Below are 22700 nucleotides of genomic sequence, written 5' to 3' on the forward strand. Positions count from 1 at the left end.
TCAAAATGTGCAACTTCTCCAATGATCTGAAGTTGAAACGTGATAGCCGTCAAACAAATTGGCACTGAATTATTTTACTCTGTGTAATAAATACAAGGGCGCTTAGATGCCCTGAACACGGGGAGGCTCTCCCCCCTTGCCACGCGTGAGAACGTAAAAAAAGCACCCATACTCAGGAGCACTCTCAATTATGTTTAAGAATGCATTTGCTAACCTGCAAAAGGTCGGTAAATCGCTGATGCTGCCGGTATCCGTACTACCTATCGCAGGTATTCTGCTGGGCGTCGGTTCCGCGAATTTCAGCTGGCTGCCCGCCGTTGTATCGCATGTTATGGCAGAAGCAGGCGGTTCCGTCTTTGCAAACATGCCACTGATTTTTGCGATCGGTGTCGCCCTCGGCTTTACCAATAACGATGGCGTATCCGCGCTGGCCGCAGTTGTTGCCTATGGCATCATGGTTAAAACCATGGCCGTGGTTGCGCCACTGGTACTGCATTTACCTGCTGAAGAAATCGCCTCTAAACACTTGGCGGATACTGGCGTACTCGGAGGGATTATCTCCGGTGCGATTGCAGCGTACATGTTTAACCGTTTCTACCGTATTAAGCTGCCTGAGTATCTTGGCTTCTTTGCCGGTAAACGCTTTGTGCCGATCATTTCTGGCCTGGCTGCCATCTTTACTGGCGTTGTGCTGTCCTTCATTTGGCCGCCGATTGGTTCTGCAATCCAGACCTTCTCTCAGTGGGCTGCTTACCAGAACCCGGTAGTTGCGTTTGGCATTTACGGTTTCATCGAACGTTGCCTGGTACCGTTTGGTCTGCACCACATCTGGAACGTACCTTTCCAGATGCAGATTGGTGAATACACCAACGCAGCAGGTCAGGTTTTCCACGGCGACATTCCGCGTTATATGGCGGGTGACCCGACTGCGGGTAAACTGTCTGGTGGCTTCCTGTTCAAAATGTACGGTCTGCCAGCTGCCGCAATTGCTATCTGGCACTCTGCTAAACCAGAAAACCGCGCGAAAGTGGGCGGTATTATGATCTCCGCGGCGCTGACCTCGTTCCTGACCGGTATCACCGAGCCGATCGAGTTCTTCTTCATGTTCGTTGCGCCGATCCTGTACATCATCCACGCGATTCTGGCAGGCCTGGCATTCCCAATCTGTATTCTTCTGGGGATGCGTGACGGTACGTCGTTCTCGCACGGTCTGATCGACTTCATCGTTCTGTCTGGTAACAGCAGCAAACTGTGGCTGTTACCGATCGTCGGTATCGGTTATGCGATTGTTTACTACACCATCTTCCGCGTGCTGATTAAAGCACTGGATCTGAAAACGCCGGGTCGTGAAGACGCGACTGAAGATGCAAAAGCAACAGGTACCAGCGAAATGGCACCGGCTCTGGTTGCTGCATTTGGTGGTAAAGAAAACATTACTAACCTCGACGCATGTATTACCCGTCTGCGCGTCAGCGTTGCTGATGTGTCTAAAGTGGATCAGGCTGGCCTGAAGAAACTGGGCGCAGCGGGCGTAGTGGTTGCTGGTTCTGGTGTTCAGGCTATTTTCGGTACTAAATCCGATAACCTGAAAACCGAGATGGATGAGTACATCCGTAACCACTAATCCGTAAGACGTTGGGGAGACTAAGGCAGCCAGATGGCTGCCTTTTTTACAGGTGTTATTCAGAATTGATACGTGCCGGTAATGCTGAAATTACGCGGTGCGCCGTAGACGATAGAACCTTCCATGTTGGTATCGTAGGTTTTGTCGAACAGGTTATTGACGTTCCCCTGTAACGAGAAGTTTTTCGTCACCTGGTAGCGGGTGAAGAGATCCACCAGCGCGTAGCTACCTTGCTCGGCGCGGAAGGTGCCATACGGTGTCACGGTGTCGGTATACACGCGATTTTGCCAGTTAACACCACCGCCGACTGTCAACTCTGGCATGACAGGCAACCGATAGCTGGTGAACATTTTAACCGTGGTGCGTGGCAGATTAGGATTAACGGCGTTTCCTTCGTTATCCTCTGCAAGATAGCGCGTTGCGCCAAATGTCAGCTGCCAGTTGTCGGTAATTGCGCCGTTGAGTTCAAATTCCACCCCTTTACTGACTGTCCCATCCACCGCTTTATAGGCGGTTTCGCCGTTGCTGCCGGGGATAGGTGTACCGGTGGACTGAGCGACATTATCCTGCTCAATACGGAAGATGGCTAACGTGGTGGTCAGACGGCTATTCATCCAGTCCGATTTCAGACCCAGCTCGTAGTTGTTACCGGTGATTGGAGCCAGATATTTGCCTGAACTGTCACGATCATTTTGCGGCTGGAAAATAGAGGTATAGCTGGCGTAGGTCGACCAGTTGTCATTGATGTCAAACACCAGACCAGCGTAAGGCGTGGTGTGGTTTTTCTCCATGCTGTAAGTCAGCGTATCAACCCGCCAGTTGGTATAACGTGCGCCGAGGATCAGATGCAGCGGATCGGCAAGGGTGACACGAGTGGCAGCATATAACGATTTCATATGTGTGGTATCGTCCTGCGCCAGGCTCTGTGATGACCAGTCGGCTTGTGGGAAATTGCCATTAAAGTTGTAGAAACTGCCAATTTCATCCGGGAAGATGTTGGCCCATGAACTGAACGATTGTTTTGTTTGCTGTAACTGCCACCAAACATTAGATTGTGCTGACGACCAAACAATTCATAACTACCGTCAGCGAACAAATCCAGCGCATCAACTTTACGTTTGCCACTGTTCCAACCGGTGCCGCCGACATGATCAAAGCCAGGTCCATAATTACTGTATGGCCCAACCAGCATACCATCCGCTTTGTTTACATAGGCATCGACATACATCATTTTGCTGTCAAATTCGACTTCAGAGTGGGTGGCATTCAGTGTCGCTTGCCAGGTATCAGCAAACCGCTGCTTCAGGGTCATAAAGACCTTGTTGATCTCTTTATCGTTGTACGCCCAGTCAGGTGCGGTACTGCGTGCGCGATCGTAACTGTTGCTGCTGCCATCAGTATTCCAGCGCGGTAAACCGCCCCAGGTTGGGCTATTAACATCAATGCGCTGATATTCGTAACCGGCTGAAAGCGTCGTAAGATCGCCTAAATCAGCATCGACAATGCCCGAGAAGAAGGTCTTTTCACTATTGTAGCGGTCCAGCCATGAGTCGTTATTCTGGTAGCCGCCGACAATTCGCGCGCGGATTTTACCGTCTTCGGTGAGTGGGCTTTGTAAATCCGCCACATACCGTTCTTTGTTCCAGCTACCGTATTCCGCCGAGACATCGCCTTTAAATTCACGACAGGTCGCGTGTTTTCGAACCATATTAATTGCCGCAGATGGATTACCCGTCCCGGTCATGAGTCCTGTCGCGCCACGCACTACTTCTACGCGTTCAAACAGTGCCATATCAGAAAGTGCGTCGCCCAGATTCCAGCGCGATTCAAAATAGGTGGGGATACCATCAACCATATAGTTATCGATCTGGAATCCGCGGGAATAATAAAGAGCACGATCGGAATCCGCCTGACTTTTGCTGATCCCCAGCGTGTTTTCCATCACTTCGCCCAGCGTTTGTAACTGCTGATCTTCCATCCGCTGCTGGCTAACAATAGTGACCGACTGAGGAATATCATGTTGAGTCATCTGCATTTTGGTACCCGCAGAGGTAGACGTTACGCTGTAATCATTTTCGCCATCATCTGGAGCTGTGGCTGAACCCTCAACAATCACCGTTTCTTCAGTGGCTGGTGCAGCAAAAGCGGCAGAAGGTAATAGTGCCAGTGCTATGCAACCGGCAAGTAGTGACGGTTTGGTGATGACTTGATATTGATTATCCCTGTTAAATTGTGTTGAAAGCATTTGAAATCTCTTGGTTTATGTTGTCGTCAGGCTCATGCCGGAGGAGGGTGATGAGCGGTTATATTTAGTGTGCGAATAATTTTGCTGCAAATGCAAATGCAAATGAGAAATATACGCATTCATATTTGTCGTGTAAACCAAACAGAGAATGTCTTTTCAGCGCATTCGCAGGCAGAAATGGGAATAATGGCGATATATACGGCAGCAAAACGATTTTTTGCTTAAGAAATCGTGAGTTAAGATTGAAAGAGCAGGTTTAACTCGACCATACTCTATACTCGCAGTGTGGCGCGGCGTAGCATGGCGCAACGCATGGCTATTTGAAAAAGGAAAATGTCGTGGCAGAAGAAACTATATTCAGCAAAATTATTCGTCGTGAGATCCCCTCCGATATCGTCTACCAGGATGATCTGGTAACGGCGTTTCGCGATATTTCGCCGCAAGCGCCAACGCATATTCTGATCATTCCGAATATTCTCATTCCGACTGTGAACGACGTGTCAGCTGAGCATGAGCAGGCGCTGGGACGCATGATCACCGTAGCGGCAAAAATTGCTGAGCAAGAAGGTATTGCCGAAGATGGCTATCGTCTGATCATGAATACCAACCGCCATGGCGGACAAGAGGTTTACCACATCCATATGCACTTGTTGGGTGGCCGTCCGCTGGGACCAATGCTGGCGCATAAAGGTCTGTAACGATGAGAAAAGGATGCTTTGGGCTGGTGTCTCTGGTGTTGTTACTGCTGGTGGGCTGTCGTTCACATCCGGAAATTCCGGTGAATGATGAGCAATCGCTGGTGATGGAGTCATCTTTATTGGCTGCGGGCATCAGTGCAGAAAAGCCCGTCCTTTCGACGTCTGATATTCAACCTTCAGCATCCTCAACGATTTATAACGAAAGGCAAGAACCCGTTACCGTTCATTATCGTTTTTACTGGTATGACGCCAGAGGGCTGGAGATGCATCCTCTGGAAAGGCCACGCAGCGTTACCATTCCCGCACATTCGGCGGTAACGCTGTACGGCAGCGCCAATTTTCTGGGGGCGCACAAAGTCAGACTTTATCTATATTTGTAAAGGGGTGAATCTTGATGACAAAAATGAGTCGCTACGCCTTGATTACCGCGCTGGCGATGTTTCTCGCCGGGTGTGTGGGGCAACGTGAACCTGCACCGGTAGAAGAAGTGAAACCAGCGCCGGAACAACCAGCCGAGCCACAACAGCCTGTCCCCACAGTGCCCTCGGTGCCGACGATCCCGCAGCAGCCAGGCCCAATTGAGCACGAAGATCGAACGGCACCGCCTGCGCCGCATATTCGCCATTATGACTGGAATGGCGCAATGCAGCCGATGGTCAGTAAGATGCTTGGGGCTGACGGGGTGACTGCGGGTAGCGTCCTGCTGGTTGATAGCGTTAACAACCGTACTAACGGTTCGCTGAATGCCGCAGAAGCGACCGAAACGCTGCGAAATGCGCTGGCTAATAACGGGAAATTTACCCTGGTTTCCGCCCAGCAACTGTCGATGCTATATCAACAGTTATGTTTGTCGCCGCAAGACAGTTTAGGCACCCGTAGTACAGCCATAGTCATTGCCCTCAATGTCGGCGCTCATTACGTGCTGTACTCCTGCGCCTCTGGCAACGTTAACGCTCCACCCTACAAATGTAGCTGATGCTGGTGCAGACGGGCGAAATTATCTGGTCAGGTAAAGGTGCCGTTTCGCAGCAATAATCCCATCACGCGCGACGAATTGCTGTCGCGCTTTTTCCCGCAGTTTCATCCCGTCACGACGTTTAATAGTGGGCTTAGTGGCGGTAGTTTTCTCATTGAACATCAGGGCCAGCGTTTTGTTGTGCGTCAGCCGCACGATCCTGATGCGCCGCAGTCCGCGTTCTTGCGCCAGTATCGGGCTTTATCACAACTACCCGCAAGCATTGCACCGAAGCCGCATTTATATCTCCGTGACTGGATGGTAGTCGACTATCTGCCCGGTGCGGTAAAAACGTATTTGCCGGATACCAACGAACTGGCAGGCTTGCTGTATTATCTACATCAACAACCACGTTTTGGCTGGCGAATAACGCTGTTGCCCTTACTGGAACTGTACTGGCAGCAAAGCGATCCGGCGCGGCGGACTGTGGGTTGGCTGCGAATGTTAAAACGTCTGCGCAAAGCGCGGGAACCACGACCTTTACGCTTAAGTCCATTGCATATGGATGTCCACGCCGGAAATTTAGTGCATAGCGCATCAGGGTTAAAACTCATCGACTGGGAGTATGCTGGAGATGGTGATATCGCGCTGGAACTGGCGGCGGTGTGGGTGGAAAATACTGAACAGCACCGGCAATTGGTCAATGACTATGCCACTCGCGCGAAGATTTATCCGGCGCAATTATGGCGTCAGGTCAGGCGATGGTTTCCCTGGCTGCTGATGCTCAAAGGAGGGTGGTTTGAGTACCGCTGGCGACAAACCGGCGATCAACAATTTATCAGGCTGGCCGATGACACCTGGCGGCAGCTATTAATAAAACAATAAGGAGAGCAGTGTGGGTCCAGTAATGTTGGATGTCGAAGGTTACGAACTGGACGCGGAAGAGCGTGAAATACTGGCGCATCCGCTGGTGGGAGGGCTGATTCTCTTTACGCGTAACTATCATGATCCTGCCCAGTTACGTGAACTGGTGCGCCAGATCCGCGCAGCATCGCGCAATCATCTGGTGGTGGCGGTAGATCAGGAAGGTGGACGCGTGCAGCGTTTTCGCGAAGGTTTTACCCGCTTACCGGCAGCACAATCCTTTGCTGCGCTGTTGGGAATGGAAGAGGGCGGCAAACTGGCGCAAGAGGCGGGTTGGCTGATGGCCAGCGAAATGATCGCTATGGATATTGATATCAGCTTTGCGCCAGTGCTGGATGTCGGGCATATCAGCGCGGCGATTGGCGAGCGTTCTTATCATGCCGATCCACAAAAAGCCCTGGCAATTGCCAGCCGGTTTATTGATGGTATGCATGAAGCCGGAATGAAAACGACCGGGAAACACTTCCCAGGACACGGTGCAGTAACGGCAGACTCACACAAAGAAACACCGTGCGATCCACGTCCACAAGCGGAGATTCGCGCTAAAGATATGTCGGTCTTCAGTTCCTTAATCCGCGAAAATAAACTCGACGCCATTATGCCTGCGCATGTGATCTACAGTGATGTTGATCCGCGTCCGGCGAGCGGTTCTCCCTACTGGCTGAAAACCGTTTTGCGTCAGGAACTGGGGTTTGACGGCGTGATTTTCTCTGACGATTTATCGATGGAAGGTGCCGCGATTATGGGCAGTTATGCCGAACGCGGGCAGGCATCACTGGATGCGGGTTGCGATATGATCCTGGTCTGCAATAATCGTAAAGGGGCCGTCAGCGTGTTAGATAATCTGTCACCGATCAAGGCAGAACGTGTTACACGTTTGTATCATAAAGGTTCATTTTCGCGACAGGAACTGATGGACTCGGCTCGCTGGAAAGCGATCAGCACCCGTCTGAATCAGTTACATGAACGCTGGCAGGAAGAGAAAGCAGGTCACTAACCCTGGCTTATGTGAGGAAGCGATGATTATCTATTTACACGGTTTTGACTCTAACAGTCCGGGTAACCACGAGAAAGTCTTACAATTGCAGTTTATTGACCCGGATGTACGCTTGATAAGCTACAGTACGCGGCATCCGAAACATGATATGCAGCATCTGCTTAAAGAAGTGGACAAAATGTTGCAACTGAACGTTGACGAGCGTCCGCTAATTTGCGGCGTTGGCCTGGGCGGATACTGGGCGGAACGGATTGGTTTTCTTTGCGATATCCGCCAGGTGATCTTCAACCCTAATTTGTTCCCTTATGAGAACATGGAAGGCAAGATTGATCGCCCGGAAGAGTATGCCGATATTGCCACTAAGTGTGTGACCAACTTCCGCGAGAAGAATCGCGATCGTTGTCTGGTTATTTTGTCGCGTAATGATGAAGCACTTAACAGCCAGCGGACATCTGAAGAGTTGCATCATTATTACGAGATTGTCTGGGACGAAGAGCAGACGCACAAATTCAAGAATATCTCCCCGCATTTACAGCGCATTAAAGCGTTCAAAACCCTCGGGTAAATGCCCTCGTCGCATCAGGTAACCTTGCCGGTACCTGATGCGCTCCGAATTCTGTAAGTCGGATAAGGCGTCCACGCCGCATCCGACAGTCGAGCATCAATGCCTGATGCGATGCTGCGCATCTTATCAGGACGACCAAACGCCCTCGATATACGCTTCACCCTATATTACCCTTCCGAATTTGCTCAAATAATAAACAATAAACTCTATTTTTTGATCTCCCCCGGTAAAGTTGCCTATCTTTTAAGCAACAAAACTTGATTAACATCAATTTTGGTATGACCAATGCACCATTCATGTTATTCTCAATAGCGAAGAACATTTTCATTGCTGTAACCTGTTGTTAATTAAGAGCTATGTTAATAACCATTAATTAACAATTGGTTAATAAATTTAAGGGGGGCACGTTGACTACGCCATTGAAAAAGATTGTGATTGTCGGCGGCGGTGCTGGTGGGCTGGAAATGGCAACACAGCTGGGGCATAAGCTGGGACGTAAGAAAAAAGCCAAAATTACGCTGGTCGATCGTAACCACAGCCACCTGTGGAAACCACTGCTGCACGAAGTGGCGACTGGCTCGCTTGATGAAGGCGTCGATGCGTTGAGCTATCTGGCCCATGCGCGCAATCATGGTTTCCAGTTCCAGTTGGGTTCCGTCATTGATATTGATCGTGAAGCGAAAACAATCACTATTGCAGAACTACGCGACGAGAAAGGTGAACTGTTGGTTCCGGAACGTAAAATCGCCTATGACACCCTGGTCATGGCGCTGGGTAGCACCTCTAACGATTTCAATACGCCAGGCGTCAAAGAGAACTGCATTTTCCTCGATAACCCGCACCAGGCGCGTCGCTTCCACCAGGAGATGCTGAATCTGTTCCTGAAATACTCTGCCAACCTGGGCGCAAATGGCAAAGTGAACATTGCGATTGTCGGCGGCGGCGCGACGGGTGTAGAACTCTCCGCTGAATTGCACAACGCGATCAAGCAACTGCACAGCTACGGTTACAAAGGCCTGACCAACGAAGCCCTGAACGTAACGCTGGTAGAAGCGGGAGAACGTATTTTGCCTGCATTACCGCCACGTATCTCTGCTGCGGCCCACAACGAGCTAACGAAACTTGGCGTTCGCGTGCTGACGCAAACCATGGTCACCAGTGCTGATGAAGGCGGCCTGCACACTAAAGATGGCGAATATATTGAGGCTGATCTGATGGTATGGGCAGCCGGGATCAAAGCGCCAGACTTCCTGAAAGATATCGGTGGTCTTGAAACTAACCGTATCAACCAGCTGGTGGTGGAACCGACGCTGCAAACCACTCGCGATCCAGACATTTACGCTATTGGCGACTGCGCGTCATGCCCGCGTCCGGAAGGGGGCTTTGTTCCGCCGCGTGCTCAGGCTGCACACCAGATGGCGACTTGCGCAATGAACAACATTCTGGCGCAGATGAACGGTAAGCCGCTGAAAAATTATCAGTATAAAGATCATGGTTCGCTGGTATCGCTGTCGAACTTCTCCACCGTTGGTAGCCTGATGGGTAACCTGACGCGCGGCTCAATGATGATTGAAGGACGAATTGCGCGCTTTGTATATATCTCGCTATACCGAATGCATCAGATTGCGCTGCATGGTTACTTTAAAACCGGATTAATGATGCTGGTGGGGAGTATTAACCGCGTTATCCGTCCGCGTTTGAAGTTGCATTAATCGACGTACACTGGCGGATGTGGTATAAACGCCTTATCCGCCCTGGACAAATGGTACGAGCGGTAGGCCTGATAAGACGCGTTAAGCGTCGCATCAGGCATTCCTTCAGACTCCTCCGAATCCTTAAGTATTTCCAGTCATTCCCGCGCTTTTCATCTTCTGTCTGATAGCTGCTTTTCTCCTTCGCTTGCATGATTGGCATAACTGCAAAGAAGGAGGTGTTCCCGTGAATAAATCAATGTTGGCGGGTATCGGGATTGGTGTCGCAGCTGCGTTGGGCGTAGCGGCAGTGGCCAGTCTGAACGTGTTTGAACGGGGCCCGCAATACGCTCAGGTTGTTTCTGCAACCCCAATCAAGGAAACGGTTAAAACACCGCGTCAGGAGTGTCGCAACGTCACAGTGACCCATCGTCGACCGGTGCAGGATGAAAATCGCATTACCGGGTCGGTGCTCGGCGCTGTTGCTGGTGGCGTGATAGGGCATCAGTTTGGTGGTGGTCGCGGTAAAGATGTCGCCACTGTTGTGGGGGCGCTGGGTGGTGGATATGCCGGTAACCAGATCCAGGGCTCTCTCCAGGAAAGCGATACTTACACGACTACGCAACAGCGTTGTAAAACGGTGTATGACAAGTCAGAAAAAATGCTCGGTTATGATGTGACCTATAAGATTGGCGATCAGCAGGGCAAAATCCGCATGGACCGCGATCCGGGTACGCAGATCCCGCTAGATAGTAACGGGCAACTGATTTTGAATAACAAAGTATAACAAGGCTGTACTCTGCAATTTGGCCCCTCATTCGCTCAGGCTGAGGGGCCTTTTTTGCGACTTATTTCACCAGTTCGGGCCATAAACGCAAAGTCGTTCCGGCAATCTGCATCAGTTTTTCCAGCGATGCACCTTCGCGTGCGCTGATCGACATCCCCTGAATAATACAATTAAGGAATTCTGCCAGATGTGTCACGTCACAGTGGGTCGGGATTTCCCCGCGCGCTTGTCGTTGACATAAAAACTGCTGCAAAGTGCGCTCTTGCATCGCATGGCGTGATTTCAACGTATTGGCTATATCTCCTGAATCTGGGGAGAGGGTGGTGCAGTTGTTGATCATGAAGCAGCCTGCCGGGGTGTCTTTGCTGGTAAAGCAGTTGGCGATGGCAGCAAAATAGTCAGCCAGCGCAGACTCCACGCTTTTCTCTTCACAAAACAGCTGTGCTTCATGCTTAGCGGCAAAACGATCGATATAGCGGTCGAGAACGGCACGAAATAACCCCTCTTTGTTGGTAAATTCCGCGTATAGCGTGGGCGCTTTGGCTCCGGTTGCTTCGACGAGGTCCGCAAGAGAAGTCGCTTCATAACCGTGTTGCCAGAACAATTTCATGGCCTTATCAAGCGCGGCATCCCTGTCGAACACTTTTGGGCGGCCACGGCTTTTTTTTACACATTGTGTTGAGTCAGTTGCCATGATGCCGTTGTACCTGGTGACTGTGAATGAAAGGTTATTATAAAAATAATCACCTCCGTTCACCAGTCCAGATTCCATAAAAATAATTGCTTTCTATTTGACTGAAATTTAAAGATTTTTAAATTAATTAATGATTGTTATAAAAAATATCTTGTATGTGATCCAGATCACATCTATCATTTAGTTATCGATCGTTAAGTAATTTCTTGCGACGTCATTCATCTGCATAAGGCCACTATTATGAAAAACGTAAAAACCTCATCGCTGCGGCGATTTTAAGCTCCATGTCATTTGCCAACTTTGCGGCTGTCGAAGTTCAGTCAACGCCAGAAGGCCAACAAAAAGTCGGTACTATCAGTGCTAACGCGGGGACAAATCTGGGATCGCTGGAAGAGCAGCTGGCGCAAAAAGCGGATGAGATGGGCGCAAAATCTTTCCGTATTACTTCTGTAACCGGTCCGAATACCCTCCATGGAACAGCAGTAATTTATAAATAAGCATTAACCCTCATTAATGCCTGCTACTGCTGATTTTTTCCCCGCGACATGCCGTGTCGCGGGGATTTTTTTTATCCAGGATTTACAGAGTTTGTGGGCTCACTTGATGACGGCGGACATCCACCGGCATCCCGGAACGGACATCCATCACATGTTGCATCACTTCAGCGTCAGTTTGTGCTGCATCTTTAAATGATTGCATTGCGCTATTCAGCGTAATTGGCAGCAGCTGCGGATCGTCATCAATCTTCTCTGACAGCGGCTGATGTACTTCAACCAGACGCGCACCGTTTGGTTCGGCAGAGACTTTTATCGGAGTGTTGATGATATTCACTTTGGTGCCTGGGGTGACCTGGCTAAAGAGTGTTTTGATATCGTCATCCCGCAGACGAATACAGCCAGAACTTACCCGCATGCCAATGCCGAAATCGGCGTTCGTACCGTGAAGCAAATAAACGCCGCCATAGGCCGCCAGACGAATCGCATGATGGCCCATTGGGTTATCCGGTCCAGCCGGCACTACCGCAGGCAACTCAATTCCCTGTGCTTTATAACGGGCGCGGATGTTTGCCGTTGGCGTCCAGGTTGGGTTTGCACGTTTGTCTGAAACGGTGGTCACCATTGTCGGTGTCAGCGTGTCACCACCTAACTGACCAATACCTATTGGATACACGGTTACCGAATTTTTACCCGGCGGGTAGTAATAGAGACGCAGCTCCGCAATGTTGATCACAATGCCTTCGCGCGGCGCGTCTGGAAGTAGGGTTTGCAACGGGATCGTTAACACGCTGCCCGCGCGCGGTACGTAAGGATCAACGCCGGGGTTAGCTTGTAACAGAGCGAGAAAGCCGACGTTATATTTTTTGGCGATGGCTTCCAGAGAACCACCGTCATTTTCCACCACATGAAATTTGTTTTCGCCAACCAGACGACTGCTCGCTGGCGGCAGCGGCCAGGTGTTGGCTTTTGCCGGTAGCGCCAGCGCCACGGCAGCGGCGAACGTAAAAAACGTTAGCCAGCGAGAAAAACGCGTTTTGATCATCACCAAAAATACATAATAAATATAAGGTTATTGTAATAAACAGATAAGCCTGAATTATGGATGGTGACAGTGTCGGATAGTGCAGGAAAGTGCAAAGAATTTGTAAATGTTGCAGATGGGGGCGCAGAAACGCCCCCGATTTACATTAAGCGATCGCGTTCTCTTCCAGTTCACGCATAAACTGGCGTACCCATTCGATACGCGTTTTCCGCTCACTCAAATCCTGAATAAATTTCAGGCGCGTCGGACCATCAAGGCGGTAATGCTGCGGCTGTTTTTGCAGCAAACCAATCAACCAGGCCGGATTAACGTGATTCTTCTCGGCAAATTCGATCACCCCGCCTTTCTCATTACCTTCCAGCTTCCTGATCCCCAGTTTCTGCGCTTGCTGGCGCAGACGGGCAATATCCAGCAGGGTACGCGCCGGATCTGGCAGCAGGCCGAAGCGATCGATAAGCTCGACTTTGATCTCTTCCAGTTCGTTTTCCGTTTTGGCGCTGGCAATACGTTTGTAGAACGACAGACGCGTGTTCACGTCAGGGATGAAATCATCTGGCAATAGCGACGGCATCCGCAGCTCGACTTCTGTTTGCTGGCTGGTGAGATCTTCCAGCGACGGCTCGCGTCCGGCTTTCAGTGCATCGACGGCGTTTTCCAGCAACTCCATATACAGCGAGAAACCGATGGTTTCCATTGAGCCGCTTTGTTCTTCGCCAAGCAGTTCACCCGCGCCGCGAATCTCCAGATCGTGCGTTGCCAGCGCAAAACCTGCCCCGAGATCTTCCAGCGAGGCAATCGCTTCAAGACGTTTTTGTGCATCGGTAGTCATCGCTTTTGGATGCGGCGTCAGCAGCCATGCATATGCCTGATGATGTGAACGTCCGACGCGACCGCGTAACTGGTGCAGCTGCGCCAGACCGAAGTGATCCGCACGTTCAATGATAATGGTGTTGGCTGTCGGGATGTCGATCCCGGTTTCGATAATGGTGGTACAAACCAGCACGTTGAAACGTTGATGATGGAAATCATTCATCACCCGTTCCAGTTCGCGCTCGCGCATCTGCCCGTGACCGATGGCAATCCGTGCTTCAGGCACCAGTTCTGCCAGCCGTTCGGCGGCTTTCTGAATGTTTTCCACATCATTGTAGAGATAATAAACCTGTCCTCCGCGCAAAATTTCACGCAGGATCGCCTCCCGGACCACCAGGCTGTCATACTCACGGACAAAGGTTTTAACTGCCAGACGACGGGCGGGCGGCGTGGCGATAATCGACAGGTCACGCATTCCGCTCATTGCCATATTCAGCGTACGTGGGATCGGCGTTGCAGTAAGCGTCAGAATATCCACGTTCGCGCGCATCGCTTTAATGCGCTCTTTATGACGCACCCCGAAGCGGTGTTCTTCATCGACAATCAGCAGGCCTAAATCTTTAAACTTGACGTCACTTTGCAGCAGTTTGTGCGTACCGATCAGAATATCGATTTTCCCTTCCGCCACTTCCGCAAGGATTTGCGTCTGCTCTTTGGCGCTGCGGAAACGGGAGATCATTTCGATACGTACCGGCCAGTTGGCGAAACGGTCGCGGAAGTTGTCGTAATGCTGCTGCGCAAGAAGGGTGGTAGGCACCAACACCGCTACCTGCTTGTGGTTATCTACTGCCAGGAAAGCGGCGCGCATCGCCACTTCTGTTTTACCAAAGCCAACATCGCCGCACACCAGACGATCCATTGCCAGCGGCTGACACATGTCGCTAAGTACCGCATTAATGGCCTGCGCCTGATCCGGCGTGGTTTCAAACGGGAAGCTGTCGCAGAATAACTGATACTGCTCACGATCGTGTTTAAACGCGAAGCCCTCTTTGGCGGCGCGTTGCGCGTAGATATCCAGCAATTCCGCCGCCACATCACGCACTTTTTCCGCCGCTTTCTGCCGCGCGCGTGACCACGCATCGCCGCCAAGTTTATGCAGCGGGGCGTTTTCTTCCGCGCCACCTGCGTAACGGCTAATCAGATGCAGTGACGACACCGGAACATACAGTTTGGCGTCGTTGGCATAGGTGAGCATCAGGTACTCGCCAGTAATGCCGCCAGCTTCCAGCGTGGTCATTCCGGCATAGCGACCGACGCCGTGCTCCAGATGGACCACCGGCTGACCAATATGCAGCTCCGCAAGGTTACGGATCAGTGTATCGGGGTTGATGGTGCGGCGAGAATCCTGACGACGGCGGGCAACACGTTCACCGAGCAGATCGCTTTCGCAGATCAGCGCCAGATTACGCGCCTTATCGACAAAACCATGTTCGGCAGCGCCAATCATCAGATAACGCCCACGGTCGCTGGCTTCATCAAGACGCATAATGCGTTGCGGAGCAATTTTAATTCGTGCGAGCAGTTCACCCAGCGCTTCACGGCGACCTTCACTTTCTACCGAGAACACCACCGGACCGTCGAAAGTCTCGAGGAACTTACGCAGCGCATCCAGCGGCGCTTTTTGTTGCGCCTGAACGGCCAGGTCTGGCAGTTTCTGGAAACCTAAATTGGCATTCGCGGCTTTTGTCGGTAAATGTTCAGTTTTTAGCTGCACTCGGGGCCAGTTTTTCAGCTCTGAGAAGAGCTCGTCCACCCGCAGCCAGAGCGATTGTGGTGGCAACAGCGGGCGCATCGGATCGACGCCGCGATTCTCAAAACGCGCCAGCGTGTCAGCCTGGAAACGTTCGGCACTGGTTTCCAGATCGCCAGTATTCACGAGCAAGGTATTGGCAGGGAAATAACTGAACAGCGGTGGCAGTGGTTCGCTGAAGAACAATGGCTGCCAGTACTCGATCCCAGCAGGTAATGTGCCTTTACTCACTTGCTGGTAAATATGTTCCGGATCGCGCTTCACTTCGAAGGTATCGCGCCACTGGCTGCGGAACAGTTCAATTGCCGCTTTATCGGTCGGAAATTCGTGCGCGGGCAGCAGATTGATCGCTTCTGCTTCCTCCAGCGTGCGCTGGCTGTCGACGTCAAACACCCGCAGGCTGTCGATTTCATCATCAAAGAAATCAAGACGATAAGGCAGCTCACTCCCCATCGGGAAGAGATCCAGCAACGCGCCGCGCGTGGCGTATTCGCCGTGCTCCATCACCTGGTCAACATGGCGATAACCGGCGCTGTCCAGTTGGGTTCGTAATGCATCTCGTGACAGGCGCTGACCTTTTTTCATCACCAGCGCATGACCGTGGAGAAAACTGTGTGGGCAAACGCGCTGCATAAGCGTATTCACCGGAACAATCAGTATGCCACGCTGCATCGTCGGTAGCTGGTAAAGGGTGGAAAGGCGCGAGGAGATAATGTCCTGATGAGGCGAAAAACTGTCGTAGGGAAGAGTTTCCCAGTCCGCCAGATTCATCACCATCTGATCGGTGAACTGGCTGATTTCATCATGCAAACGCAGAGCATTTTGCATATCTGGTGCAATGAGTACCACCGGACCGGCGTGACGTTCGGCAATTTCCGCTACCAGCGTTGCACAGGCTGCGCCGGTTAACTCGCCCAGCAGACGCTGCTCACCCGCTTTGACGGGCAGCGTATAACGATATTGTTCAGGCATAACGGTTGTCAGATTCTCGTTAGGATATGCCTCAACATATGGGGGCATATCTCTGATAAGCAATGCTGTTCATTATCCGTAATCGACATGGTTTAGCAAATTGAATCGCCCCGGCTGGGGTGATGGTTTAACGAGAGTAACTGACGGCAGCGGGCAGTGAAGGCGGGGAGAACAACAGATCGCTGAATGCACGCTGTGAAAGTTTTCTTACCAGCAAGCCCGCAACAGTACAGATGAACAAACTGACAAAGGGATAAACCAGCAGGAGTGTCAGTTCGACTTGCGGCGACCAGCGTGCTGCGTTCATTTGCGCAAGCAGAGTTAAGCTGAATATTTCAACCAGAATGCGATGGGTGGTGTAGATAGCAATGGTGTTGGAGCCAATCACATTCAGCAGGCTGGTGGAGCGCATACCGAATCGTTGCTCGTACTGATAAAACAGCTTCATGATCACCACAATCGATACCAGCGACAACAGCAGCGAGATAGTAAACAACCAGGCACCGACCGCCAGAACGGTAAGCAAAGAAGCCATCAGCAGATGGCGGCGCAACGGCACCTCTTTAACACAGGTCATTATTGTTGCGCCAAACCATGCGCCAAGGCTGTAATAAGGCAAATTGCGTATCACACTGTTCATTCCCCACCACGGCGTGGGAACGAAATTAACCGCCACACTCAGCAGTACAAACAAGGCGAATAGTGGCAGCGCCAGACGGCTAAAAATTTTACATACCACGAAATAGACAATTAACGCATACAGATACCACAAGCTGGTGCTGGCGGTGATCATCCCGTGCAGGAACTCACCGGTGGAATCGGCATAAGCGGCATTGGAGGCATTGCTTAAATCGCGCTCAGGTGCCAGCCACTGGTTCAGCGCACTTAACGCCAGCCACTGCACCACGCCCCAAAGCGCCAGCACCCAGAAGATGTTCCAGATCCGTTTATCGAGACAATTTCCCCACGGTACGCTGTCGATATAGCGGCGAATCAAATAGCCGGATATAAAGAAAAAAACCGGCATACGAAAGGGGGCAAGGTAAAGATTGAAATAGATCCAGCATTTGCTCAGGACTTCCGATAACGGATGCTGAAAAGTGGTCATATGCGGATAAAAGGTAATGACCGAGTGATAAATCACCACCAGACAAATACATAACCCTTTGATCTGGTTAATCCATAGCTCTTTTTGTTTCATCAGAACAACACGCTCTTTTTTAATTTACATGCGGTTGATCCTGCTGGTTATGACCCGAGGTGTAATGGGTATCTGTCTGTATTGGATGATTTTTCAGATTAAGATCAGGCGGCAAGATTGATGATAAAATATGGCAATTTAGCCGATTGATTTACGGGGGCTTTTCAGATTAGCCCTGACGATCACTTACAGTTCAGACGTTTACCCATCTTGCTTTCGCTTATATACTCGTGTCTTTGCTACAGCAACCAGACGGATTTCATGTACCAACCTGTCGCTCTATTTATTGGCCTGCGTTACATGCGTGGGCGTGCAGTGGATCGCTTCGGTCGTTTCGTCTCCTGGCTTTCTACCATCGGCATTACCCTCGGGGTGATGGCGCTGGTCACAGTATTGTCAGTGATGAACGGCTTTGAGCGCGAGCTGCAAAACAACATCCTTGGCCTGATGCCACAGGCAATTCTCTCTTCTGAGCATGGCTCTCTTAACCCGCAGCAACTCCCGGAAACGGCAGTCAAACTGGACGGCGTTAATCGCGTCGCACCTATTACTACCGGTGATGTGGTACTGCAAAGCGCGCGCAGCGTGGCGGTCGGGGTGATGCTCGGTATCGACCCGGCGCAAAAAGATCCACTAACGCCGTATCTGGTCAATGTGAAACAAACTGACCTCGAGCCGGGGAAATATAATGTCATCCTCGGCGAACAACTTGCCTCACAGTTGGGCGTCAATCGCGGTGATCAAATCCGCGTGATGGTGCCATCTGCCAGCCAGTTCACGCCGATGGGGCGTATTCCAAGTCAGCGCCTGTTCAATGTGATTGGCACTTTCGCCGCCAACAGTGAAGTCGATGGCTATGAAATGCTGGTGAATATTGAGGATGCCTCGCGTCTGATGCGTTATCCGGCAGCCAATATTACCGGCTGGCGTTTGTGGCTGGATGAGCCGCTGAGAGTTGACTCTTTAAGTCAGCAAAAACTGCCTGAAGGCAGCAAATGGCAGGACTGGCGTGACCGTAAAGGCGAGCTGTTCCAGGCCGTACGCATGGAAAAAAATATGATGGGCTTACTGCTGAGCCTGATTGTCGCTGTTGCGGCGTTTAACATTATTACCTCGCTGGGGCTGATGGTGATGGAGAAGCAGGGCGAAGTCGCGATCCTGCAAACGCAAGGCTTAACTCCGCGACAAATCATGATGGTCTTTATGGTGCAAGGGGCTAGCGCCGGGATTATCGGTGCAATCCTCGGAGCGGCGCTTGGCGCACTGCTTGCCAGCCAGTTAAATAATCTGATGCCGATAATCGGCGTCCTGCTTGATGGCGCGGCGCTGCCGGTGGCTATCGAACCTTTACAGGTCATTGTTATTGCGCTGGTGGCGATGGCTATCGCGCTGCTGTCTACGCTTTACCCTTCATGGCGCGCTGCCGCCACACAACCCGCTGAGGCTTTACGTTATGAATAAGATCCTGTTGCAATGCGACAACCTGTGCAAACGCTATCAGGAAGGCAGTGTGCAAACCGATGTGCTGCTCAATGTCAGTTTCAGCGTGGGCGAAGGTGAAATGATGGCAATTGTCGGTAGCTCTGGTTCCGGTAAAAGTACCTTGCTGCACCTGTTAGGCGGGCTGGATACGCCAACCTCCGGCGATGTGATCTTTAACGGTCAGCCGATGAGCAAACTGTCTTCAGCGGCGAAAGCAGAACTGCGCAACCAGAAGCTGGGCTTTATTTATCAGTTTCACCACCTGCTGCCGGATTTTACTGCCCTGGAAAACGTGGCTATGCCACTGCTGATTGGCAAGAAAAAGCCCGCTGAAATCAACAGCTGTGCACTGGAGATGTTAAAAGCGGTGGGGCTGGAGCATCGTGCGAATCACCGCCCATCTGAACTTTCTGGCGGCGAACGCCAGCGTGTAGCGATTGCCCGTGCGCTGGTCAATAATCCGCGTCTGGTACTGGCGGATGAACCTACCGGTAACCTCGATGCGCGTAACGCCGACAGCATCTTCCAGTTGCTTGGGGAGTTGAATCGCTTGCAGGGCACCGCTTTCCTGGTGGTCACTCACGACCTGCAACTGGCGAAACGTATGAGCCGCCAACTGGAAATGCGTGATGGACGTCTGACGGCGGAACTGAGCCTGATGGGGGCGGAGTAATGGCGATGCCTTTATCGTTATTGATTGGCCTGCGTTTTAGTCGCGGACGGCGACGCGGCGGCATGGTGTCGCTAATCTCTGTCATTTCTACCATTGGCATTGCCCTCGGCGTGGCGGTATTGATCGTCGGCTTAAGCGCGATGAACGGCTTTGAACGCGAACTGAATAACCGCATTCTGGCGGTGGTGCCGCATGGCGAAATCGAAGCGGTAAATCAGCCATGGACTAACTGGCAGGAAGCACTGGATAACGTGCAGAAAGTGCCGGGTATTGCCGCCGCTGCGCCGTATATCAATTTCACCGGTCTGGTGGAAAGTGGAGCGAATCTGCGCGCAATCCAGGTGAAGGGCGTTAACCCACAACAGGAACAGCGTCTGAGCGCATTACCCTCGTTTGTTCAGGGGGATGCGTGGCGCAATTTTAAAGCGGGCGAACAGCAAATTATCATCGGCAAAGGCGTGGCGGATGCGCTGAAAGTGAAGCAGGGCGATTGGGTGTCGATCATGATCCCCAACTCGAATCCCGAGCATAAACTGATGCAGCCAAAACGTGTGCGTTTGCACATTGCCGGTATTTTGCAGTTGAGTGGTCAACTCGATCACAGTTTTGCCATGATCCCGCTGGCGGATGCCCAACAATATCTTGATATGGGTTCCAGCGTGTCAGGTATTGCCCTTAAAATGACGGATGTTTTCAACGCCAATAAGCTGGTACGCGATGCGGGTGAAGTGACCAACAGCTATGTTTATATTAAAAGTTGGATTGGTACTTACGGCTATATGTATCGCGATATCCAGATGATCCGCGCCATTATGTATCTGGCGATGGTACTGGTGATTGGCGTGGCCTGTTTCAACATCGTCTCCACCTTAGTGATGGCGGTGAAAGACAAGAGTGGCGATATCGCAGTATTAAGAACGCTGGGGGCGAAAGATGGTTTAATTCGCGCCATCTTTGTCTGGTATGGATTGCTGGCAGGGCTGTTCGGCAGCCTGTGTGGGGTGGTTATCGGCGTAGTTGTTTCACTGCAACTTACCCCGATTATTGAGTGGATTGAAAAGCTGATCGGTCATCAGTTCCTCTCCAGCGATATTTATTTTATTGACTTCCTGCCATCGGAATTGCACTGGCTGGACGTCTTCTACGTACTGGTCACAGCATTGTTGCTGAGTCTTTTGGCAAGTTGGTATCCGGCGCGGCGCGCCAGTAATATTGACCCTGCGCGAGTCCTTAGCGGCCAGTAAAGGCAGTACATTAAAACAAGGAGCGGCAATGTATTACGGGTTTGATATTGGTGGAACAAAAATTGCGCTTGGCGTGTTTGATAGCGGTCGGCAGTTGCAGTGGGAAAAGCGGGTGCCGACACCGCGTGACAGCTATGACGCATTTTTAGATGCAGTGTGTGAGCTGGTAGCTGAAGCTGACCAACGTTTTGGCTGTAAAGGTTCTGTCGGCATCGGTATTCCGGGAATGCCGGAAACAGAAGATGGTAAGCTGTATGCCGCTAATGTCCCCGCTGCCAGCGGCAAACCGCTGCGTGCCGACCTGAGCGCACGTCTTGATCGCGATGTACGCCTTGATAACGATGCCAACTGTTTTGCCCTTTCAGAAGCCTGGGATGATGAATTTACGCAATATCCACTGGTGATGGGGTTAATTCTCGGCACCGGCGTTGGCGGCGGGCTGGTTTTCAACGGCAAACCGATTACTGGTAAAAGCTACATTACCGGCGAGTTTGGCCATATGCGTCTGCCGGTTGATGCGTTAACCATGATGGGGTTGGATTTCCCGTTACGCCGCTGCGGCTGTGGTCAGCATGGCTGCATTGAAAATTATCTGTCTGGTCGCGGTTTTGCGTGGCTGTATCAACACTATTATCATCAACCGTTGCAGGCTCCCGAAATTATTGCGCTTTATGATCAAGGCGATGAGCAGGCAAGGGCGCACGTTGAGCGTTATCTGGATTTATTAGCGGTTTCTCTGGGAAATATCCTGACCATTGTTGACCCTGACCTGGTCGTCATTGGTGGTGGCTTATCGAATTTCCCGGCAATCACAACGCAACTGGCGGACAGGTTGCCTTGTCATCTCTTACCTGTAGCTCGTGTTCCGCGCATTGAACGCGCGCGCCACGGTGATGCGGGAGGAATGCGTGGTGCGGCCTTCCTACATCTAACCGATTAATCAGCAAAGGTTGCTATGCTGTCGCGTCGGGGTCATCGGTTAAGTCGTTTTCGTAAAAATAAACGTCGCCTGCGCGAGCGTTTGCGTCAGCGTATTTTTTTCAGAGATAAAGTGGTGCCGGAAGCAATGGAAAAACCAAGAGTACTCGTACTGACAGGGGCAGGAATTTCTGCGGAATCAGGTATTCGTACCTTTCGCGCCGCAGATGGCCTGTGGGAAGAACATCGGGTTGAAGATGTGGCAACGCCGGAAGGTTTCGATCGCGATCCTGAACTGGTGCAAGCGTTTTATAACGCCCGTCGTCGACAGCTGCAGCAGCCAGAAATTCAGCCTAACGCCGCGCATCTTGCGCTGGCTAAACTGCAAGACGCTCTCGGCGATCGCTTTTTGCTGGTAACGCAGAATATAGACAACCTGCATGAACGCGCAGGTAATACCAATGTCATTCATATGCATGGGGAATTGCTGAAAGTTCGTTGTTCGCAAAGTGGTCAGGTTCTCGACTGGACCGGAGACGTTACGCCAGAAGATAAATGCCATTGTTGCCAGTTCCCGGCACCCTTGCGCCCGCACGTCGTTTGGTTTGGCGAAATGCCACTCGGCATGGATGAAATTTATATGGCGTTGTCGATGGCGGATGTCTTTATTGCCATTGGTACTTCCGGGCATGTCTATCCGGCGGCTGGGTTTGTACACGAAGCCAAACTACATGGTGCTCACACCGTTGAACTGAATCTTGAACCGAGTCAGGTTGGTAATGAATTTGCCGAGAAATATTACGGCCCGGCAAGCCAGGTGGTGCCAGAATTTGTTGAAAAGTTGCTGGAGGGATTATAAAGCAGGAAGCAT

18 protein-coding genes, 2 pseudogenes and 1 other annotated feature are annotated in these 22700 nt (G+C 51.4%); of the genes and pseudogenes, 15 read left to right on the top strand and 5 right to left on the bottom strand.

Going from position 1 to position 22700, the window contains the following annotated elements; genetic code table 11:
- Positions 1–190 precede the first annotated feature (190 nt).
- Entirely contained in the window at positions 191–1624 is a 1434-nt protein-coding gene (gene ptsG, locus SF1105) for a PTS system glucose-specific transporter subunits IIBC (RefSeq protein ID NP_707017.1), read from the top strand.
- A gap of 59 nt (positions 1625–1683) precedes the next feature.
- Positions 1684–3869 (bottom strand) — a sequence feature (Similar to Escherichia coli K12 outer membrane receptor for ferric iron uptake gi: 1787344 (730 aa). BLAST with identity of 99% in 728 aa. This CDS contains an in-frame stop codon. The sequence has been checked and is believed to be correct.).
- On the opposite strand, the pseudogene fhuE reads toward ptsG, so the two are convergent.
- Positions 1684–3869, bottom strand: a pseudogene (gene fhuE / locus SF1106). It overlaps the preceding feature by 2186 nt.
- A 338-nt stretch (positions 3870–4207) precedes the next feature.
- Here fhuE and ycfF point away from each other — a divergent pair.
- From ycfF to ycfJ, 8 genes and pseudogenes are all read left to right on the top strand, one after another.
- On the top strand, positions 4208–4567 hold the full coding sequence (gene ycfF, locus SF1107; protein ID NP_707018.2) for a purine nucleoside phosphoramidase: 360 nt from the start codon (positions 4208–4210) through the stop codon (positions 4565–4567).
- 2 nt (positions 4568–4569) lie between these two features.
- The gene (gene ycfL, locus SF1108; protein NP_707019.1) at positions 4570–4947 is read left to right on the top strand and encodes a hypothetical protein; all 378 of its coding nucleotides are present in this window, start codon (positions 4570–4572) and stop codon (positions 4945–4947) included.
- Between the two features lie 14 nt (positions 4948–4961).
- Positions 4962–5602 (top strand): annotated as a pseudogene (locus tag SF1109).
- Positions 5583–6407 carry a thiamine kinase gene (gene thiK / locus SF1110; protein NP_707021.1) on the top strand — a complete coding sequence of 275 codons (825 nt, stop codon included), beginning with the start codon at positions 5583–5585 and terminating at the stop codon, positions 6405–6407. The pseudogene SF1109 and the gene thiK overlap by 20 nt, the downstream one beginning before the upstream one ends.
- 10 nt (positions 6408–6417) lie before the next feature.
- Positions 6418–7443 (top strand): beta-hexosaminidase, encoded by a 1026-nt coding sequence (gene ycfO / locus SF1111; protein ID NP_707022.1) that lies wholly within the window; start codon positions 6418–6420, stop codon positions 7441–7443.
- A 22-nt stretch (positions 7444–7465) separates the two neighbouring features.
- Positions 7466–8008 carry a hypothetical protein gene (gene ycfP, locus SF1112; protein NP_707023.2) on the top strand — a complete coding sequence of 181 codons (543 nt, stop codon included), beginning with the start codon at positions 7466–7468 and terminating at the stop codon, positions 8006–8008.
- A gap of 407 nt (positions 8009–8415) precedes the next feature.
- Positions 8416–9720, top strand: a complete 1305-nt coding sequence (gene ndh / locus SF1113; protein NP_707024.2) for a respiratory NADH dehydrogenase — start codon at positions 8416–8418, stop codon at positions 9718–9720.
- Between the two features lie 226 nt (positions 9721–9946).
- Positions 9947–10486, top strand: coding sequence for a hypothetical protein (gene ycfJ, locus SF1114; RefSeq protein ID NP_707025.2), 540 nt, complete (start codon positions 9947–9949; stop codon positions 10484–10486).
- 61 nt (positions 10487–10547) lie between these two features.
- Here the strand turns inward: ycfJ and ycfQ are convergent, their stop codons facing one another.
- Complete coding sequence (ycfQ, locus tag SF1115; RefSeq protein ID NP_707026.1) at positions 10548–11258, bottom strand: hypothetical protein; 711 nt, start codon at positions 11256–11258, stop codon at positions 10548–10550.
- 206 nt (positions 11259–11464) lie between these two features.
- Here ycfQ and ycfR point away from each other — a divergent pair, with 206 nt between their 5' ends.
- Positions 11465–11677 (top strand): hypothetical protein, encoded by a 213-nt coding sequence (gene ycfR / locus SF1116; RefSeq protein NP_707027.1) that lies wholly within the window; start codon positions 11465–11467, stop codon positions 11675–11677.
- 82 nt (positions 11678–11759) lie between these two features.
- Here the strand turns inward: ycfR and ycfS are convergent, their stop codons facing one another.
- The 3 genes from ycfS to ycfT form a co-directional block, all read right to left on the bottom strand.
- Positions 11760–12722: a hypothetical protein gene (gene ycfS / locus SF1117; protein ID NP_707028.2), complete on the bottom strand. Its 963-nt coding sequence runs from the start codon at positions 12720–12722 to the stop codon at positions 11760–11762.
- A 142-nt stretch (positions 12723–12864) separates the two neighbouring features.
- Complete coding sequence (gene mfd / locus SF1118) at positions 12865–16311, bottom strand: transcription-repair coupling factor (RefSeq protein ID NP_707029.2); 3447 nt, start codon at positions 16309–16311, stop codon at positions 12865–12867.
- Between the two features lie 127 nt (positions 16312–16438).
- A complete protein-coding gene (gene ycfT, locus SF1119) occupies positions 16439–17512 on the bottom strand; it encodes a hypothetical protein (protein ID NP_707030.1) in 1074 nt (357 codons plus the stop codon).
- 261 nt (positions 17513–17773) lie between these two features.
- Here ycfT and ycfU point away from each other — a divergent pair, with 261 nt between their 5' ends.
- The 5 genes from ycfU to cobB are packed head-to-tail and all read left to right on the top strand — an operon-like array spanning position 17774 to position 22688.
- Positions 17774–18973: an outer membrane-specific lipoprotein transporter subunit LolC gene (ycfU, locus tag SF1120; RefSeq protein NP_707031.2), complete on the top strand. Its 1200-nt coding sequence runs from the start codon at positions 17774–17776 to the stop codon at positions 18971–18973.
- On the top strand, positions 18966–19667 hold the full coding sequence (gene lolD / locus SF1121; protein ID NP_707032.1) for a lipoprotein transporter ATP-binding subunit: 702 nt from the start codon (positions 18966–18968) through the stop codon (positions 19665–19667). Before ycfU ends, lolD begins: the two co-directional genes overlap by 8 nt.
- A complete protein-coding gene (gene ycfW, locus SF1122) occupies positions 19667–20911 on the top strand; it encodes an outer membrane-specific lipoprotein transporter subunit LolE (RefSeq protein ID NP_707033.1) in 1245 nt (414 codons plus the stop codon). The genes lolD and ycfW overlap by 1 nt, the downstream gene beginning before the upstream one ends.
- 28 nt (positions 20912–20939) lie before the next feature.
- Positions 20940–21851, top strand: coding sequence for an N-acetyl-D-glucosamine kinase (gene ycfX / locus SF1123; RefSeq protein ID NP_707034.1), 912 nt, complete (start codon positions 20940–20942; stop codon positions 21849–21851).
- A 15-nt stretch (positions 21852–21866) separates the two neighbouring features.
- The gene (cobB, locus tag SF1124) at positions 21867–22688 is read left to right on the top strand and encodes an NAD-dependent deacetylase (protein NP_707035.1); all 822 of its coding nucleotides are present in this window, start codon (positions 21867–21869) and stop codon (positions 22686–22688) included.
- Positions 22689–22700: the final 12 nt, after the last annotated feature.

The sequence above is a fragment of the Shigella flexneri 2a str. 301 genome (assembly GCF_000006925.2).
GTDB lineage: Bacteria > Pseudomonadota > Gammaproteobacteria > Enterobacterales > Enterobacteriaceae > ECMA0423.